13 protein-coding genes are annotated in these 18788 nt (G+C 69.5%); 7 read left to right on the forward strand and 6 right to left on the reverse strand.

Translation table 11 applies throughout. The annotated features are described in order from the left end of the window. The 4 genes from BL253_RS18385 to BL253_RS18400 all read left to right on the forward strand — a co-directional run. The coding region (locus BL253_RS18385; RefSeq protein ID WP_076818356.1) for an IS256 family transposase at positions 1 to 1007 on the forward strand (1007 nt) is incomplete at its 5' end. 606 nt (positions 1008 to 1613) lie between these two features. Then, the gene (locus BL253_RS18390; protein ID WP_131831519.1) at positions 1614 to 3026 is read left to right on the forward strand and encodes a CATRA conflict system CASPASE/TPR repeat-associated protein; all 1413 of its coding nucleotides are present in this window, start codon (positions 1614 to 1616) and stop codon (positions 3024 to 3026) included. Positions 3027 to 3185: 159 nt separating this feature from the next. Continuing rightward, positions 3186 to 4163, forward strand: coding sequence for a CATRA system-associated protein (locus BL253_RS18395; protein WP_158230377.1), 978 nt, complete (start codon positions 3186 to 3188; stop codon positions 4161 to 4163). Positions 4164 to 4188: 25 nt separating this feature from the next. Further along, on the forward strand, positions 4189 to 6117 hold the full coding sequence (locus BL253_RS18400) for a Clp protease N-terminal domain-containing protein (RefSeq protein WP_076818359.1): 1929 nt from the start codon (positions 4189 to 4191) through the stop codon (positions 6115 to 6117). Between the two features lie 54 nt (positions 6118 to 6171). Here BL253_RS18400 and BL253_RS18405 read toward each other — a convergent pair whose 3' ends face one another. The 5 genes from BL253_RS18405 to BL253_RS18425 form a co-directional block, all read right to left on the reverse strand. Then, on the reverse strand, positions 6172 to 9645 hold the full coding sequence (locus BL253_RS18405; protein WP_076818360.1) for a WD40 repeat domain-containing protein: 3474 nt from the start codon (positions 9643 to 9645) through the stop codon (positions 6172 to 6174). Positions 9646 to 10639: 994 nt separating this feature from the next. Then, positions 10640 to 11350, reverse strand: coding sequence for an alpha/beta hydrolase (locus BL253_RS18410; RefSeq protein ID WP_116438871.1), 711 nt, complete (start codon positions 11348 to 11350; stop codon positions 10640 to 10642). A gap of 126 nt (positions 11351 to 11476) precedes the next feature. After that, positions 11477 to 12142: a LuxR C-terminal-related transcriptional regulator gene (locus BL253_RS18415; RefSeq protein WP_076818361.1), complete on the reverse strand. Its 666-nt coding sequence runs from the start codon at positions 12140 to 12142 to the stop codon at positions 11477 to 11479. Positions 12143 to 12293: 151 nt separating this feature from the next. Continuing rightward, positions 12294 to 13688, reverse strand: a complete 1395-nt coding sequence (locus BL253_RS18420; protein WP_420801685.1) for a mechanosensitive ion channel family protein — start codon at positions 13686 to 13688, stop codon at positions 12294 to 12296. Positions 13689 to 13829: 141 nt separating this feature from the next. Further along, positions 13830 to 14453 carry a DJ-1/PfpI family protein gene (locus BL253_RS18425; protein WP_076818362.1) on the reverse strand — a complete coding sequence of 208 codons (624 nt, stop codon included), beginning with the start codon at positions 14451 to 14453 and terminating at the stop codon, positions 13830 to 13832. A 352-nt stretch (positions 14454 to 14805) separates the two neighbouring features. Here BL253_RS18425 and BL253_RS18430 point away from each other — a divergent pair, with 352 nt between their 5' ends. Both BL253_RS18430 and BL253_RS18435 read left to right on the forward strand, forming a co-directional pair. Next, on the forward strand, positions 14806 to 15297 hold the full coding sequence (locus BL253_RS18430) for a toll/interleukin-1 receptor domain-containing protein (RefSeq protein ID WP_081438444.1): 492 nt from the start codon (positions 14806 to 14808) through the stop codon (positions 15295 to 15297). Between the two features lie 147 nt (positions 15298 to 15444). Next, positions 15445 to 17322 carry a glycoside hydrolase family 2 protein gene (locus tag BL253_RS18435; protein ID WP_241834910.1) on the forward strand — a complete coding sequence of 626 codons (1878 nt, stop codon included), beginning with the start codon at positions 15445 to 15447 and terminating at the stop codon, positions 17320 to 17322. A 336-nt stretch (positions 17323 to 17658) separates the two neighbouring features. Here BL253_RS18435 and BL253_RS18440 read toward each other — a convergent pair whose 3' ends face one another. Then, positions 17659 to 18423, reverse strand: coding sequence for a phosphotransferase (locus tag BL253_RS18440; RefSeq protein ID WP_241834911.1), 765 nt, complete (start codon positions 18421 to 18423; stop codon positions 17659 to 17661). On the opposite strand from BL253_RS18440, the gene BL253_RS43825 reads away from it, so the two are divergent. Next, the gene (locus BL253_RS43825) at positions 18390 to 18731 is read left to right on the forward strand and encodes a hypothetical protein (protein ID WP_241834912.1); all 342 of its coding nucleotides are present in this window, start codon (positions 18390 to 18392) and stop codon (positions 18729 to 18731) included. The two genes, BL253_RS18440 and BL253_RS43825, sit on opposite strands and share 34 nt — an antisense overlap. Positions 18732 to 18788 lie beyond the last annotated feature (57 nt).

Consider the following 18788-nt stretch of genomic DNA (forward strand, 5'->3'; position numbering starts at 1 on the left):
AGATCGGACCGGTCACCATCGACGTGCCCCGCGACCGGGACGGCAGCTTCACCCCGAAGATCGTCGCCAAGCGCCAACGCCGCCTGGGCGGCGTCGAGGACCTCGTCGTCTCGCTGGTCGCCAAAGGACTCACGACCGGCRAGGTCCAGGCACATCTCGCCGAGATCTACGGCACCACCGTGTCACGCCAGCAGGTCTCCGACATCACCGACAAGGTCATCGAGGGCATGGAGGCCTGGCGCGCCCGCCCCCTGGACGCCGTCTACGCCGTCGTGTTCATCGACGCCATCATGGTGAAGATCCGCGACGGGCAGGTCGCGAACCGGCCGATCTACGCCGCGATCGGCGTCACCGCCGACGGCGAACGCGACATCCTCGGCCTCTGGGCCGGCACCGGCGGCGAGGGTGCCAAACACTGGCAGCTCGTCCTGACCGACCTGAAGAACCGCGGCGTCGCCGACGTCCTGATCCTCGTCTGCGACGGCCTGACCGGCCTCCCCGACGCCGTCGCCGCTGTCTGGCCGGCGACGATCGTCCAGACCTGCATCGTGCACCTGCTACGCAACTCGTTCCGCTACGCGTCCAAGAAGGACTGGCCCGCCCTCGCGAAAGACCTCAAGCCCGTCTACACCGCCCCGACCGAGGCCGCCGCGCTCGACCGGTTCGCCGACTTCTCGGGCGTCTGGGAGAAGAAATACCCGGCGATCATCCGGCTCTGGGAGAACGCCTGGGCCGAGTTCGTCCCCTTCCTCCGCTTCGACGCCGAGATCCGGACCGTCATCGCCACGACCAACGCGATCGAGTCGCTGAACTCCCGGTTCCGCCGCTCCGTCAAGGCCCGCGGCCACTTCCCGAACGAGCAGGCCGCCCTCAAACACCTCTACCTCACCGTCACCAGCCTCGACCCCACCGGCCGCGGCCGAGCAAAATGGATGATCCGCTGGAAAGCCCCCCTCAACGCCTTCGACCTCGCGTTCGACGGCCGCCTCACCGCCGGCCGAAAGTAGCAGACAAACTACAACCCGTTACACCGTTAACTTGACAGCCCCACTCATGGCGGAGCGGCAGCGGCTGGGGCCGCAGCGACCTGGTAGTCCGACCCGTCAGCCAACGCACACGAGCGACATGTGCAACCCGGGGGTGGTACCAGTCGTACTCACATAAACTCAGGCTTCTGACCAGCATCTTTGGCGATCGGACGGACGCCCTTGGTCCGTACCCGCGTTGCACACATCACGGCTCGAGCGCAGCACGGCGGGGCACCGCACCATCTGTCAGATGCTCCTTGACGACGTCGTCGCGAGATAGTCCTGACAGAGCTGAAAGCGGTCAAATACGATCACGCGAACCTGCTGTCAGCGTCCCCGACGCCTCGCTCGCTGGGTCGGTCCGCTGGACACTCCGAACGATCACCGATCGTTGATGTCCCTCGAGGCTTTTGCGGCGGCGAGCAGCCCCTCGATCTCGAAGGACAGCATCGCCACTGGCGATGAACCGGAGACGTCGCCAGTGGACTCGCGAGACAGCCAGAGCTCGGCCGCGCACGTTAAGCTTCAGGCGTGTCGCGGCCGTCGGCATCCCAGGATCTTGTGTTCAGCGGTGCGGAGCTTGTGGTGCACCTGTTCGCGCCGACCGACGGACCGCGCGCTGTTGCGGCGTACGCGTACCTGCGCGAGGTCTGGGCCGGCTGTCGGGAGCACCTCGGGATGGCCGAGCCGGTCGCCGCGTTGGGTCTGCCGGTGGTCATGCCGCGATCTGTCCCGGCCTCGCCGGACGGTTTGCTCGCGGCCCAGGAGCGTCCAGGGGACGAGGTCTTCCAGGCCGTCGTGCGGCTCGAACACGATCTCGTGTGCTTGTCCGCGGTGCTCGCTCCGGTTCCCGAGCCGGGCGTCGTCGATTGGGTCGAGCTCCGCGCGGCATGGAACACGGTGGCCGGCGCGATGCCCTCGGCGCTCGTCGGAGCTGTCCTCATCTGTCAGGTGCACGTCAGCCGTCCTGACGGAACATCGCCGCCTCCACTAGTTTCCGCTTCGCCTGACCTGGCTGAAGCGCTGGCACTCTCCTTGCCGCCGGAGGAACAGCGCGGCGGATGGGCGGAGCGCGGCGTCACGACAGGGTCGGGCTTCGCCCTGTGGGAGCCCGGCGGCGGACGGGACGACCGGATCGAGCGGATGCTGTTGGTCGCTGCCCCGAGCGACCGTGACGCTGGGTTGAGCGATTGGACGTGGATACGGGCAGACGGGTCCGTAGCGGCGCTTCCGCAGTACCTCGGCCACGCGGCGAAACTCCGCTACCACCTCCGGATTTGGGACGGCGGCGGTGGGCTCCGCGAGATGCGGCGCAACCTGGACGAAAGTGCGCGGCAGCTGCGTGAGGCGGCTCTCGACAGCGGTGACGAGCAGCGTTCCACCGGCCGCTCGACTAGCCGCGACGATCTGCTGGCACGGGTGCGAACCGGTGTCGTCGATCTTGGTGCCGTTACGTCGAGGCTCGGGGAGATGCGGCACAGCGTCGCGATCGCCGCCGAGAACATGCGGGCTATCCTCGATGCCGAGCGGACCTCGACGATCGCGCACGACCCGTTGGGAGACGATCTGGCGTTGGCGGAGCACGTGGTCCGGCAGCTGGACGCCGACCTCGACTTCCTGCGGCTCGCCGTCGAGCGTGCCAGTTCTGTCGTGGCGTTGGTCGACCGGCTCGTCGAGGACCACTTGCCGCCGCGGGGACAGCCTGGTGACCCTCCGGCGGACGTCCCACTCACTCCGACGGCTAGGCGGGAACTACGCGACGAGCTCGCGAGCCTGTTCGGGACTGGTACGGCTGCCACCGAGCTGGTCGAGGACGCCGGACTGCCGCGGTCGCGCCACCGGGCCTCGGCTGGCACGAGTGCGCAGGAATGGTGGGCTGAGCAGCTCCGGGAGATGGAGAACGGCGCTGTCGTGGCTCCTTATCGGACGATCATCGCGGTCGCGCTCCGTCGATATCCGTACAACTCGACATTGCGGCGGCTCGCGCGCGGCGATTAGCTGGGCGGAGGACGGGGACGGGCAGGTCGCACGGTTGTCAGCGGCAGGCCCACGCGGCCGGCGAAGAGTAGCGGCGCGCCAATTCCACAGCGGTGCGTGGGCGTCGTGCTGGTATGGAAGCAACACGTAAGCCTATGGGCGGCGAGTACCGTGTCGGCTATGGGGGATCAGGTCGGCTACCTTACGTCACCGTCGTCGCCGGACGGGATGGTGGAAGCGGCACGCCGCGCGCGAGTACTGCTCGAGTCAGTGTCCGAGTGGACGTTGTCGTCGGCCGGATGGGACGTGGTCGCGGTTCAACTGTCCGTGCTGCGAACCGCGTTAGGGGCGACGGACTCGGTCGGTTTCGAGGGCGGCCGGCGAGAGCTGGCCCGGGTCGGGATATCGGAAGCCCGTCGTCTGGGTGACCTGCCCGCGGCGGACCGGAATCCGGCACCGTACCCGGTACGGCAGATCTTGAACGTGCTCGTGCACGAGCTCGGTGTCCTGGAAGCGCCACCTGAGGCCGATATCGACCCGGGAGATGCGGCAGCGGTAGCGCCCGAACCGGAGACGTCCCGGGACGGAGCCGGCCCGACCGAGCGGCTGACAGCCTTGGCGGCCCGTTTCGGACGGCGATTCGTCCAGCTGCCGCTGTTCGACCCGTCCCGCGTCGCGTTCGCGGCGACGACCGATGGCGGGGTCGAGGAGTCCAACGAGGTGGACGTCGCCGGAATGCGGATAGTGCTGCGACCCGCCGGGCGGGCTCTGGTCGAGCTTTCGGTAGTCGTCGACGACATCGCCACAGAGCCAATGAGGGGTGGCGCGGATGTCGATGACCAAGCTCCCGAGGAAACGCGGGTCGTCGGGGTAAGCCTCCGCCGCGCGGACCATGTCGAGCTCTACCTGCTGCCGTTGTGGCGCGACGAGGACGATGTGACGTGCGGGACCGCGGAGATCGGCTCGACGCCGGGTGGGGTGGACATCAGTGTGACAGCGCCGTTCCCGTCGTCTCGGCTGACAGCCGCGGACGCCTCGGCGGTCCTGCGTTCGGTGCGGGCGAGTTCGCGCTCCGGGCGCAACGCGTGGCGTGCGGTGGCGCGATCCCGGCCCGACGCTGACGCGGTGCGGAGATCGGTCGTCGCGGGTCTGCGATGACTGGCACACTTGGGAGTGCGAGGCGATGTTCGGTGGATGCGGTACGGAGAAAGAGCGGCTGGTCGGCGTGGCCCGGCAGGAGGCCGGTTCGTCGGCGGGCCACGCCGTCAGCACAGGGCACTTGCTCCTGGCGCTCACCCGAAACCATGACGGCGTCGCTGGCCGAGTGCTCGCTTACCACGGTGTTACGCTCTCCGCCGCCAGGCCGTTGGTCGCGGCCGCGACCCGGAAGGCGGTGAGCGGCCCGCCCGAGGGCAAGCTGCCCCTGAGCGCGGCGTCGGCCAAGGCATTCGCTGACGCGGAGCGGGACGCTGCGGCGGGCGGTGGCGCCGGGAGTACATCGTCCGAGCACCTCCTGCTCGCTCTCCTTCGCCAACCCGACAGCGTCGCGGGCGAGGTCATGACCCGCCTGGGGCTCGACGGCGATGAGGTGCGCGTCCAGCTGGCCGATCCCGCCGACCACCGGGCGGATACCACGCCGACGGACCCGATCGACATCTTCGACTACCTGCCGTTGGCCGCTCCAGTGGCCGATGCCTTCCAGCGTGCAGAGGCCAGTCGACAACCGTCCCGGCCGGTGCACACCGGTGCGCTCCTCACCTCGCTCGCCCAGGTGGACGGCCCGGCAGCCGCCGGATGGCAGCGGCTGTGGCTGCGGACGGGAGCACCAGAGGCGGTCGGCCTGGCGATGGCTCGAGACGCCGCCTCGGTCCGGCCGTCCGGGTCTTGGCGGGACGTCCCGGTGTCGGCCGGGGTCGCGGACGCACTGCGACTGCTCACGCGGATGAGCGACCGGTACGAGCTGGCTCCGATCCAGCCCGGTGAGGTGGCCCTCGCGCTGGTCGCGCGGGGGTCGACCAGCGGAGCCGCACGAGTGCTGCTCGCGGGCGGTCACCTGAGCCATAAGGAGCTGGCCGACCATGTCCAGTCCGACCTCATGGGAGCCGAGCTCGACGGGATCGACGACCTGTTGGAACTTCGGCCTGCGGACCCGCCGGCGACGGTCGAGGACGCGGAACAAGCGGCGGAAGCGGAGGCGGCCGCAGCCTGGCGGGTCGTCAGGGTCGGGTCAGCCGAGGAGGTCGCCCGCGATGCCGTCGCGTTGTCCGGCCTCGTGGCCGCCTGGTTCGCGCTCAACGCGATGGCCGGGGTCGTGGCCGCCTTCGGACTRCTCGCCGTGCTGTTGAACGTGGCCGTGACGACGCGGCGCGTACTGCGTCCAGACGGAACTGGGCGGCTGGGCTGGTCGTTCCGCGCGTTCGTGTCGACTCCTCGGCTGGCTGCCGTAGGATTCGCATTGTCCGGTCTTTGCGTCACCTTTCTCCAGGGTATCCGTGGTAGCGAGGCATTACCGGAACTCAAATGGCTTGGCTTGGCGCTTTCGATATCTCTTATCGGGTCCGCAGGGGTGTATCCGAAGGTATCTACGGTCGGCGTCGCCGGGGAGTTTCTCTCGCTGTGGCGCTCCCGGTCGAATATCGCCGCCACGGTCTTGTTCACGGGCGTTGCCGCCGCGACAACGATCGCTTTCTGYGGCTTCGTTGTCCGTCAAGCGGTTCACATCGATACCGTCAACACTGCGAACAATATGGATGCTGGCGGCTACTCGGGCATCTCGTTCGCTGTGATGAGGTGGCTGCGCAGTACTGCGGAAGGCGCCCGAATCGGTGCGTCGGCTCCCGGATGGACCTGGTTGGCACTGGCGGCCGGGCTAGGATTCGTGGCGGGATGCCTGGTCRCCGCCTCGCTCGGCATAGCGCGGGGGACCATAGTTCTCATCTCTGTCCAACCGGCCACCGAGTCCGGCACCGTCGCGGCGCTCGAGGACCAGGCCGAGGCGGCCGACCGCGTCGTCCGCCCGGGTTGGCCGCGGCGGTTGGTGTCGGTGGAACTCGTCACGCTCCTGGTCCTGCTGCCAGTTGTAGGTGTGGCGTGCACGCACGATTTCGGCTGACCAGGTAGCGGACGGCGTGCCGGTCGTGGGGAGGCGGACCGTCCGCTGCCGCTCCTACTCGGGACAGGTCACGAGATAGGCGGTCTCTTGCACCGCCGATCGCCATTCCGACTCGGACAGCCCTCCTTCGGTCGCCGCGCAGGCCCATTCACGCAGGTGACCGCTGGCGCTGGAGAACCACGCGACGTCCCACAGCCGAACTCGGCCGTCGCTGCTGGCAGCGACGGTGCCGCCGTCCGGAGAAAGCTTCACGTCGGTGACGCGCTGGTCCGCGTCGAGACTCGCGATCTGTGCGGGTATCACCGGGTTGCTGATGTCCCAGAGCAGCACGTGCCGGCCGTCGTCGCCGCCAGCGGTGACGAGGGTCTCGCCGTCCGCGCTGAAGGCGAGTGAGTCGCCGCCTGCCGGCACGCTCACGACCTGGTGAATGTTTCTCGGGTCTGTCATGTCCCACAGCTCCAGGCGTCCGCTTCCCAGGGCAGCGACCAGCGGATCGCCGGGGCTGAACCGGATATCTCTCGTGGCGTCGGGGTCAAAGCCGTCGAGCTCCTCGGGTTCGTCCGGGTCGGTGACGTCCCATACCTGTGTGGACACGATCGCTCCGGTTCCGCCGTACGTCGTGGTGACGAGGGTTCTGCCGTCTGGGCTGAAACTTGCGCCAGAAAAGATGTCGGAAGTCGTGATCTCACCCCGCTGCCGCGGTGCGGTCCGGTCGCTGATGTCCCACAGCACCAGAGTGCGCAGGCCCTCGGTCACCACGATGTTTCCGTCTGGTCTGATTGCCGCCGCGCCGGAGTCCTCGGAGGTGTCKACCGGTCCGATCGGGAGGGGATCTCGTCCGCTGGTCAGGTCCCACAGCTGGACGCCGTGCTCCCTGTTGGTGACCAGGGTGTGCCTGTCGGGACTGAACAACACCGAGGAGACGGAATCGTAGGCGCCCAGGTCGACCGTTCGCGGGCCGTTGCCGGGCTCGCTCACGTCCCACAGCTCGAGGGGCTGGTTGAGGGCTGTGACTGCGAGCGTGTGGCTGTCCGGACTGAATTGAGTTCCGAAAAACTCATGCGGTACCTCCAGAACGGCCGATGGTGCGGGCGCTCGACGGTCTGTCGTGTCCCACAGCCGTAGTCGTCCTCGGGTGCCCTCGCGGAGGACGTCGCGGTCGCCACCGGGTCCTACCTCGCTGGTCGTTGCGAGGAACTCGCCGCGCGGAGCAAAGGCGACGTCTGTCACCTCCACGTCCGCGTCGTCGATTCTGGCCGTCAGGACGGGGTCTTCGCGGTTGCTTACGTCGTAGAGGTACAGTTCTCCGTCGATTACCGTCTTGCTGTCGGAACCGCTGGTCGCGGCGAGCGTGTTTCCAAGCGGGTCGAAGGCTACTCCTGTGCTGCCGCCGGAAAACGCAGCCGCCACTACGGGATTTCGATTATCTGTCAGGTTCCACAGCTGTCCACCGTTGTCGCTCCCGGTCGCCAGGACCGTTCCGTCGGGACTGAACGCGGCGGCTGTATAGGTTCCATTGGTCCCGGGATCGCGGAACGCGAATTCCGTGGGGCTCGCAGGGTCGCCGATGTCCCACCACCGCACCCCACTGCCACCCGCCGTCACCAGTGTATTGCCTATCGGGCTGAAGACGGCGGCCGTCAGGTTCTCGCTGTCATCGCGTCGTGCGATCTCGACCGGTCCGAGAGGATTGGTGAGATCCCACATTCGCAGGCGGCCTTCAGGCGCTGACTCGTTCGACCACTCGCTCGTGGTGGCGAGCGTCCGGCCGTCGGGGCTGAACGCGACGGAGGTCAGGTTCTGATCGTCGTCACCGAAGCCGGCAGCGACGGGGTCGCGCGGGTTGGTGACGTCCCACAGCCGTAGCCTTCCACCGTGTCCCCGGTTTTCGAAGGAAGTGCTGTGGTCCTGGATGTCGCTCGTGGTGGCGAGCGTCCGGCCGTCGGGGCTGAACGCGACGGCGGTTAGACTCTGGTCGTCGTCGGCGTGGCCGATCTCGACAGGGTTGTGCGGGTCGGTGACGTCCCACAAGCGCAACCGACCGCCTCGGCGCTCCTCTTGGGACCTATCGCTGACGGTAGCGAGGAGCTGGCCATCGGGGCTGACAGCGAGCGCGGTCACTGTCTGGTCGTCGTCGCGTCGTGCGGTAAGTAGCGGCGGATCGGCAAGCGCCTGCGCAAGTCCACTGAGGCTGTCGCCGTCGCTGCTGAGTACGTCGGCCGCGATAGTGAGTTTCATCGCGGTGCGCGTGTCGCTGGCACGGTCGCTGGCCGCCGTGACGAGTAGCCGGTCGGCGACCGCAGCCTGCTGCGCACGCCGTTGTTCCGCGTCCAGTTGAACGCCCTGCCTCGCGAGAATCGTTCCCAGCACGGTTCCCACGATGACAACGACGACCATTGCCGTGACTGCCAGGACGAACATGGGATTCGGACGGGTACGGGTACGGGCTACGGCGTCGTGGACCGTCGTCGCTTTCACTACCGTGAACCGGTCGGATGCCCCTCGCCGACGCTGGAAATCCCGCAGCGACGGTTCAGGTACCACGATGCGACGCAACGCCGTCGCCCGCGCCGCCTCGAGCTTTCCGGCAGCGCCGCCGATTGCCAGCAGCGTGTGGCCGTCAGCGTCGAGCGCGCCGGTCACCGCGCACCGCGCGTCCAGCCGTCGGGGGTTCAGCCGACCGGCGACCCRCATACGGCGGTGCAGGTCGGCGAGCCCAACGGCGAAGGCCGCGCCGAGCGACCCGTGGGCCATGTCGACGCAGGGCTCGTCGCCATCGAGGACCGACCAGGTCACGCACGTACCGCGAACACGCAGCGCCGAGTGCCGCCAGGCCAGGCCAACGGCGCCATCGAATTGGGCGTCCACCGTCAGGAACGCCATGACGGCGGGGTCGGGATGGAGGCCAGCAGGTCCGCCCGGACGCTCCCGCAGGTACAATAGGCCACTGCCGCCGCCTGCGGCCTGACGGTCGAAGAGCACCCGCACCAGCGCCTCACGGCCATGGTCGAGCGGCCAGCCAGCGATCTCCAGGGCCAGCAGGGCCAGGAAGCCGCGTCGGCGGGCACCGGTCGTCCCATCCAGCTCTGCGAGTATGGACCTGACTGCCCCGTCGCGGTACATCGACGCCGGGAACGGCTGGCCATTGTCGTAGGCCGGGAGGTTCGACCTTGCCCAGTGGCTCGCCGAGCCGACCGCCGCGGCCGCTGGATGCCGGTGGGTGCACAGTGCTGCGGCTACGGCCGCGATCGCTTTGGCCGMTGAAAGGTCGGGGGACGCGTCATCGTCCTCGTCCCGCAAGATTTCGTCGTCCCGCAAAGGTTCGTCGTCCGGAAGATGGTTGTCGGTGTCGTCCTCCCCGAGGGCCCGCAACGGATTCTGCTCGGTCCTGCCAGACCGCCACGAACGCGTCGACTCGCGCAGCGCCAGATACTCACGGCTCGACGGGAGGAGGAGGCTGTCGACCGCTGAGAAGCCCAGCGCGTACGCCCGTTTGCACAGCTGAAGCCACTCCTGCTCGGCACCCACGAGTCGCTGTCGGAGCTGCCGTCCGGTCTCGACCCGCCCGGCCCTAGGTAGCCGCGAAACGGTCGGGCGCTCAGTCACTCTGCGACCACTCTGCGGTCAACAGATCGTCCGCCACCTGTCACCCCCCGACAGCGCGAGCCAACCCGTACGGCCGGCCCGTCACGTTGGCGACCAGCATCCCACCCTGCGTCGCCAGCCAGACATCAGCCGCAACTCGAAACCAAGGTCAAGTAGCGCGACCGAGCCTGCCAAACGCCGCCGACGACCACAGATCAGGCCCGAACCGGTGGCAAGGCAGACCACTGCTATCGGCGAACCGGCGGGATCGACTTTGCAAGTTTATGGTCGGCGATCATTAGAAGCCGGATGGATGCCACTTCGCGCAGGCTGGCCGCTGCCGGCGCCGTCGAGGCGCCGACGCGGAGATACCCCCGTCGCCCTTCGCCATCGCGGCAACCTCGTCTATCCGACCAGGCCGGGGCGCGGACACACATCTCCTGCCCGAAATCGTAGGCGTAGTGATCGCCTCGCATAGTGTTACGGGTTTCCGTTGGTGCGTGACCTGCGCAGGGAGGCGTTCCAGGGGGTGGGCGGCCGGTGGGGTCCCGGCATCACCCTCGACGTGTGCAATCCGGGGGTGGTACCCATCGTGCCGGCGTAGGTTCAGGCGTCTCACCAGCATCGTTAGGTGGTTGGGCCGACCCTGCGGTCCGCACCCGCGTTGCACACGCCGCAAGGCTMGGGCGCAGTACACCGGCTACCGCACCACCAGGCTTTCGTTGACGACGCCATCCTTGGAACGGCCCCGAAGTAGCCAAAGACGGTCTAATACGATCATGTAAACCTGCTGTTCAGCGCGCCCGGTGGATCGGACGGGACGGCGCCCTCTCGAAGCGGCAGTCCATCCTGCCAGCAGTCGGGACGCAGGGCCGTCGCGCTGCACGGGACTTGCCAGGCCCGCTGCGGCCCTAGGCCGCTCACCAAAGCCTTTTAGTCATCGTCCAAACGCCCACGTCACCATAAGCGGGAACTCCGCTCGCCACAGCGCGTCTCCATGGGGGGCGGGCCGCTCGCTGAGCACGACATCCGCGCCCGCGTCGCGCAGTGCGGTCGCCCAACGGGTCGCGTTGCTGAGGAAGAACGGCTCCAGCGTGCCGGCGACGAGGTACGTGCGCGGCACCGGGCCCAGCGTCGCGCCATCCGGTTTGTAGCCTCCGCCCGGCGAGCCGGAGAAGATCGCCCCATAGACATCCGGATGCCGGAGCCCGAGGGCCAGTGCGAATTCTCCGGCCGCCGAGGCGCCGAACACCGCGGTACGTTCGGCGGGCAGCCCGATTCCGAACCGCGATCGCGTCCAGCGGCGGACGTCCTCGACGAAGAACCCCTCATGGGCCGCGAACCGTTTCGCGTCGAAGACCGGCGAGTACTCCTGGAGCCGTAGCGTCTCATCCGCCAGCCCGTGCACGCCGACGATCATCGCGTGCCGCGTGCCGGCCGCCTCGAGGAACGCGCCCCAGTGTGAGACCACCTGTCCGTCACCGGCGAACACGACGGCCTTGGGCGCACCCGGCGGGACGTATACCGTGACCTGCCTGCCGCCGTCGTAGTCGAGCGTCTCGGTGACCAGTTCGCCCGCCGCCGGGCCGTCACACGATGATTCCTGGATTGTCCCGGGAGCGCCGACGCCGTCCGCGTGGTCATCCATCGTCGCGCTCCTGTCCTTGGGCGTCCGCACCTCGTTCGCGTCGCCTCGGCGGTACCAGTCAGCGATCCCGCTTCCGCCAGGCGCGGCCGACGGCCTTGGCGGCTCGGCGACTCAGAGCTCGGCGGCTCAAAGCTGGGCTCGCCAGGACTGGAAGCGGTGGTGATCCGGGGCGAATCCGTGGTGGACGCCCCACAGCACGGCCTGGGAGCGGCTGGTCACGCCGATCTTGCGGTAGAGCGCGCGGATGTAGGACTTCACCGTGTTCGGGCTCAGGCAGGTGATCTTGGCTACGTCGGCGTTGTTGCGGCCCTGGGTGATCAGCGCGAGGACCTCCGCCTCCCGTTCGGTGAGGCCCTCGTTGCGGCCCGGCCAGTCCTGGCCGGCGGTGATCCGGGAGCGCGGCGGCGGGCTGACGACCACCTCGCCCGCGTGCACGGCCTCGATCGCGGCGACGAGCTCACGGCCGGTGAGCGTCTTCGACAGGTAGCCGCTCGCGCCTCGGGCCAGGGCACCCTCGACCAGGCTCGCGCCGAAGTTCCAGGTGTAGATGACGACCCGGCCTGTGTGTCGGTTCGCGACGACCTCCGCGAGGTCGTCACCGCCGGCCTCCGCCTGGGCGAAGGAGTCGTACAGCACGATGTCGACGTCCTGGGCGACCGGACGGTTCGTGTCGATCTCGACGACGCTGACCCGATCCGCGTACGGCGCCAGGATGCGGGCGACCCCCGCCAGCACCACGTCGTAGTCGTCGACCAGCGCCACGGTGATCGGCCCGGACGCCTCGACTGTCATGGGTAAGGGCGTACCACCTGTCACGGGCTGCGGCCACCCACCCCTGCGGGTGTACCGCATCGCCCCGATCGCGGGCTGTCACGACCCGGACAGCCTGGCGACATCGGGGCGGTCGTCAGATGCCACCAATCCTGGAGGCCGCGGCGGGTCGTCACGGGCCTGGACGGCTGCCGGCCTCCCGGGTTTCCCTGGCCTCGCCAGCCTCGCCAGCCTCGCCAGCCTCGCCGGTCGCGACGGTCTTGTGGGTGCCGCTGGTCTCGCTGAACACCCGCGACCGCCGTTCGCCCTCCAGGTCGCCGCCGAAAAGCCGGGTGTCGTCGCCGTCGGGCACGCCCGTGCGGCGCGGCCGCGCGGCGGCACCCCCGTCCGCATCGGCGTCGGCGCCGTACGGCCCGCGGCCCGCGCCGACGGCCACCCGCTCACCGGCGCGGTGCCCGTTCGAGCTTCCGTCACCGCGGCGTGGACCCGTCCAGTCCTGCTTCTGGAAGAGATCCGGGTAGGGCGTCTCGATCCGGGTCCGCGGCAGCGCCGCGGGGCTGTTCCTGCGCAGCCAGTCCACCAGTGCCTCGCGTACCAGGCAGCGCAGGTCGAAGACCGTCGGCCCGTCCTTGCCGCTGACCAGGACGCGGATCCGCACGTATCCGGCGACCGCGTCGGTCACCTGCAGAACGGCGATCCGGCCGTCCCACAGCTCCGTGCCGGCCAGGACCTCGTGCAGCCGCGTGCGCAGGTCCTCTGTCGGCACGCTCCAGTCGAGGTCGAGCTCGACGGCGCCCAGGACGGCGGACTCCCGCCGCGTCCAGTTCTGGAACGGTGTCGTCGTGAAGTAGGTCGACGGCAGGATCATCCGGCGGTCGTCCCAGATGTGGACGACGACGTAGGTGAGGGTGATCTCCTCGATGCGTCCCCACTCCTCCTCGACCACGACGACGTCGTCGACCCGGATCGCGTCGGTGAACGCCAGCTGCAGGCCGGCGAACATGTTGGCCAGCGAGGTCTGCGCGGCAAGGCCCGCGACGATGCCCACGACGCCGGCGGACGCGAAGATGCTCGCGCCGGCGACCCGGACACTCGGAAAGGTCATCAGCATCGCCGCGACCGCGATGACAGTGATGACCGCGGTGGTGATCCTGCGGACCAGGGTGACCTGGGTGCGGATCCGGCGGGCGTGCCGGTTGTCGGCGACGTCGGTCCGGTAGCGGGCGAGCGCGAGGTCCTCGAGGACGAACGCGGCGACCGCGGTCAGCCAGGCGAATCCCGCGATGAACGCGAGGCCCAGGACTCTGATGAGCGCCAGGGTCCAGTCCTGGTGCGGCGCCGCGTTCGCCGCGATGAGCAGGCCGAGGACGACGGCGGTGATCCGCAGGGGTCGCCGGCCGCGCCGGGACATGTCCGCGGCGATCTCGTAGCGTCGTCCGGCGCGCCGGACGAGCCAGTCGACGACGAACGCCAGCAGGAAGCCGGCGGTGGCGGCCGCGGCGAGGATGACGAGGACCGCGGGCGTCGAGTCGTCAGAGGGCAGGGACATCGCGGAAGGGCTGCTCACGGGCACGGCTCCCGGGTTGGTGTCCGCCTACAGGGCATGGCGTGCCGATATGAACGACACCTCAGCCCTGCCCCGGTTTGCGCCGAGCCAACAGGTGACGGCCCTCACAGCCGGGCAGTCGGGCAGCCGGGAGGCGGTGACTCAGATCCGGGCCGCGGGCCGCTGGTCACCCGCACGCAGGACCGCGAACACCCGGTCGACCGTCTCCCGCTTCTCTCCCACCGGCGCCACGTAGTCGATCGCGGCGCGGGCGGGCTCCTCGCCCAGAGTCCGGCCGATCACCCAGGCGGCGAGGTACTGCGACGCCAGGCAGCCACCGGCCGTGGCGATGTTCCCGACCGCGCGGAACGGCGCGTCCACCACCTCGACACCGCACGCCTCCACCCACGGGCGGCTGGTCGCGTCGGTGCACGCCTGGACCGATTCCAGCAGGCCCAGCCGGGCCAGAACCAGGGCGCCGGAGCACTGCGAACCGATCAGCTGCCGGGTCGGGTCCAGCGAGAACGAGCCAAGCAGGTCGTCGTCCTGGATGACGTCCCGCGTCCTGATCCCGCTTCCGACCAGCACGACGTCGGCCTCCGCGGCGAAGGCGAGCGGGCGCTGGCCGGTCACCTCGACACCGTTCATCGAGGTGACGACGGGCGTCGGGGTGGTGATGTAGGCCGTCAGCCCATCGCGGCGACAGCGGTTGATGATCGCGGCGGCGATGAAGCTGTCCAGCTCGTTGAACCCGTCGAACGTCAGCACCGCGACCTGCACGACCATCCCCTGCCTTCGCTGTAGGTGGCTGGCACCAGCACCCGGACGTACCGGGCCCACCATCCCATCCCGTCCGGTTGGCCGCCGGTCATTTATGTGGGCCGCACGCGCCGCGAACACCGCGGCGGACGCCGCGCACGGCACGGTCTCCCACGAGCCTGCCGTGGGAGACCGCGCCTCATCCGGTCAGGTCAGCCGGTCACCGGGACCGGTTCCCCACCGATCGGGCTGGTCCCAGCCGGCGACGCCCCCTTTGGCACCCACCTCAGTCCGACTCAGTCGGACGCCAGCCGCATCAGACCGTCGAGTGGGCTGCCGGCCGGTCCGACGCGGATCGTGACGGTGGCACACTGTTAGCGTGACTAACGACGGCGAGTCGGACAACGCGGCGAGCAGCGGCGCACAGTGGGATTTCTTCGTGTCCTACACKCGGACGGACCGACAGTGGGCGGAGTGGATCTCCTGGACCCTGGAGGAGGCCGGCTACCGCGTCCTGGTGCAGGCCTGGGATTTCGTGCCGGGGTCGAACTGGCTCGCCGGGATGAACAACGGCGTCCAGCATTCCGCTCGCACCGTCGCGGTGCTGTCCGACGCATACACGCGGTCGGTTTACGGGACGGCGGAATGGCAGGCGGCGTGGGCGGTCGACCCGGACGGCGCGAAGCGGAAGTTGCTGGTCGCCAGGGTTGCCGACTGTGCCCGGCCGGGCCTGCTCAACCAGGTGGTGTCGATCGACCTCTTCGCCACGTCGCCGGACCAGGCGAAGACGGAGCTGCTGCGCACCGCCGAGCTGGCGATCTCCGGCGCGCGGGCCAAACCGACGACCGCCCCGCCGTTCCCGGCCGCGTAACTGGTCGGATCTCCCGCGGCGGAACCGCCACCGCATCGGACCACGGCAATCTCCACGAGCCGGAGGACAGAACCTTCTAGCATCCGGAAGGTGCCTGGAAGAAGGCTGGCCACCGCCTGGCCACGCGCGGCGGCCACGAGAAGTCCGTTGCCGGAATACCCGCGCCCACACCTCGTGCGATCGTCCTGGCTGTCGCTGAATGGCCGCTGGGAGTTCCAGGGAGGACGGGGACCGGCGGCACCAGCCACCGCTCCTGGCCACAGCGGTCCCGGCGACCACGACACCCTCAGTGATCACGCCACCTCTGATGACCGTGGCGGTCTCGGTGACCACGGTGACCCGCCTGTCGGCCAGCGGCTGCCGGGACGTGTTCTGGTCCCGTTCCCGGTCGAGTCGACGCTGTCCGGCATCGGGACGACGCATGAGCGGATGTGGTACCGCCGCACCTTCCGCGTGCCACCCGACTGGGCCGTTGGCCGGGTTCACCTCCATTTCGGCGCGGTCGACTGGGCATGCCGGGTATGGGTTAACGGCGTCGCGGTCGGCGCGCACCTGGGCGGTTACGACGCTTTTAGCTTCGACATCACGCTCTGCCTGAACTGGCGCGAGGAGGAGGTGCTTGTCCACGTCTTCGACCCGACCGACGGCGGTGGACAGCCGGTGGGCAAGCAACGCCGCCACCCGGGCGGGATCTTCTATACCTCGGCGTCGGGGATCTGGCAGACGGTCTGGCTCGAGCCGACCCCGGCCTGCCACGTCTCCCGGCTCACGCTCACTCCGGATCTCGCCGCCGGCGCCGTCCATGTCGTGGTGAACGCGGTCGCGGCGGAGGACGCGCCGCCGGCCCCCGACGCGAGCATTGACCACGCGGCGGCCGCCGCCCCCGACGCGGCGGTGCCGGTCCGGGTCGAGGTGCGGGCAGGGATGGCGGCCGGGGCCGCGACGGTGGCGGCCGGGACGGGAATCAGCGGCCAGCCGTTCACGGTGGAGATCCCGGACGTCCGAGTCTGGTCACCCGAGGACCCCTTCCTGTACGGGGTGACCGTGACGCTCGCCGACGGGCCGTCAGACCGGCCCGGCGCGCACGACCGGGTGGACAGCTATGTCGGGATGCGGTCGGTCGAGGTGGTCGAGGTGTCCGGCGAGCCGCGGCCGCTGCTCAACGGCCGGTTCGTCTTCCACCTCGGGCTGCTGGACCAGGGCTACTGGCCGGACGGCGTGTACACGGCGCCGACGGACGACGAGCTCCGGCGCGACATCGAAATGGCGAAGGAACTCGGCTTCACCTGCATCCGCAAGCATGCGAAGGTCGAACCGGCGCGCTGGTACCACTGGGCGGATCGGCTCGGCATGCTCGTCTGGCAGGACATGCCGTCCATGCCCCATGACCGGAATCCGGACGAGGCCGCCCGCGAGCGGTTCGAGGCCGAGCTGCGGGCGCTCGTCGAGCAGTGTCGCGCCTTTCCGTCCGTCATCGGGTGGGTCCCGTTCAACGAGGGCTGGGGACAATACGACGTCCAGCGCATCACCGAGACGGTTCGGGCCCTCGACCCGACCCGCCTGATCAGTGAGAACAGCGGCAGCGCGGACCCGGGAAACCACTGGATCGACGCGGGAGCCGGCGACGTCGCCGACCTGCACGCCTATCCCGGCCCCGCCGCCGTCCCGGCCTCGGCCGGTCGATGCCGCGCGCTCGGCGAGTTCGGCGGCATCGGGCTGCCGGCGGCGGGCCACACCTGGCACTCGGCCGGCGGGTTCAGCTACGAGTGGGCCGCCTCGCCCGGCGCGCTCACCGACCGCTACCTGGGAATGATCGACGAGCTGCGCGCGCTCTTCCGGGAACGGGGCCTCAGCATCGCCATCTACACCCAGGCGACGGACGTCGAAGGCGAATACAACGGCCTGGTGACCTACGATCGCGCCTTTCTCAAAGTGGATCCCAACCGGGTGCGGGCGGCCCACCGGCAGCTGTACGACGACGCCGCCCGCACCATCTCCCCCGTCACCGGCAGCGACTCGGAATGATCCCCCGGTCGGCCCGGAATCCGTCGGCCGACCGGAAGACGGAAGCACGACAGCACGCGTGATCTCCGCGGCGGAGTCCCTCGACCAGGAACATGCGGTGGGCCAGGGCCGGCACTGTGGCAGGCATCGGTGTCCGGCCGGCCGCGGTTCGATAGATCAGTCAGACGCGGCGCGCCGCTGGTGACGCGTAGCGTCTGACTGGTTCTGACTGATCGTGACCTGACGGCGCAGGCGGCGGGACGGACGTCGCGGGGCGGCGCGAGGCACTGGCAGCGCGGTCGATCGGTGCGTCCCGCGGAACGCGAAGATCACCTAGGGGGTCCGTGCTGGTTCTGGCTAGGCCGACAGCAGCGCGAGGGCGTCCAGGTCGCGGATCGCCGCGCAGGCGTTGGCGGCCATCGACAGGAACATCTGATCGGCGGCGGCGGCGGTGCGCTCGGCGCTCGCGTAGACGGCGCCGATCATGGTGATCAGCGGCCCCTGTAGCAGCCCGCGCCGGTAGTCCTCGAAGCAGAGGCCGACGGGATAGTCCGGGACGCCGTATTCGACGAGCCGCCGGTGGTAGGCGGCGACGAGCGCCCGCTCGTGGACACGTCGCTCGGCCGGCGGCAGGGCGGTGGACAGGAAGTAGGCGAGGTCGCGGCCGGGGAAGGCGACCTCGACGGTCTGCCAGTCGACCGCCCGTACCCACGTGTCGCCGGAGAACAGCAGGTTGTCGAGCCGGTAGTCGCCGTGCACCAGTGAGAAGCGGTCCGACGTGTACTTCCCCCAGCCGGCCACGAGCTCCGCCGCGCGCAGCAGGGTGTCGACGTCCCGCGGCCCGAGGCCTGCCCGGTACCGCTCGGTGAACTCGGCGGCCGCCGAGGTGGCGACCTTGCCCAGGAAGCTCATTCCGGCCTCGTCGAGCCGGGCCAGCCAGTCGGCGCCGTCGGTGACGCTGTCATCGTTCCAGAACGGCGCGTGCAGACCAGCGAGGTTGCGGACGGCCAGCGCCGCCTGCGCGGCCGTGCAGCCATCGACCTGGCTGCCGGCTCGCGCCGGGCGTCCTCGAGCACGAGGGTGAAGCGGTGCTCGTCGTCGCTGAGCTCGGCGCTCCAGCACCGGGGCACCTGGACCCGCGCACGCCCCGCGAAGGTCCGGTAGAAACCGACCTCGTTGCGGTAGGCCACCCGCAACCGCTGACGGACCTCAGGGGCGCCACCGGCCATCTTCACCACCACGCTCGCCGGCCCGCGCCCGGCTTCCTCCGGCGCGAGGTCGAGGTGGAAGCGGTAGCTGACGGCGGTCTGGCCGGTGCCGACCGGCTCGAAGCGCACGCCGACGACCTCGACATCGCTGCCACCCGCGCGCAGCGCCTCGGTCAGCCATGCCGGGGTGACGTCAACCGGGTCGTCGACGATCCGGTGTGATCCGTCCACGTCTCGTGGTTCCGCGCCTCGCGCTTGCGCCGCCTCGGTCCTGGCATC

The organism is Pseudofrankia asymbiotica (assembly GCF_001983105.1).
In the GTDB taxonomy this organism is placed as follows: Bacteria; Actinomycetota; Actinomycetes; order Frankiales; family Frankiaceae; genus Pseudofrankia; species Pseudofrankia asymbiotica.

What these genes read in the sequence shown, in the direction of transcription:
- BL253_RS18415 (WP_076818361.1), bottom strand. Translation starts at nt 12,142, where the DNA reads ATGACAGTCGAGGCGTCCGGGCCGATCACCGTGGCGCTGGTCGACGAC.
- BL253_RS18410 (WP_116438871.1), bottom strand. Translation starts at nt 11,350, where the DNA reads ATGGATGACCACGCGGACGGCGTCGGCGCTCCCGGGACAATCCAGGAA.
- BL253_RS18425 (WP_076818362.1), bottom strand. Translation starts at nt 14,453, where the DNA reads ATGGTCGTGCAGGTCGCGGTGCTGACGTTCGACGGGTTCAACGAGCTG.
- BL253_RS18395 (WP_158230377.1), top strand. Translation starts at nt 3,186, where the DNA reads ATGGGGGATCAGGTCGGCTACCTTACGTCACCGTCGTCGCCGGACGGG.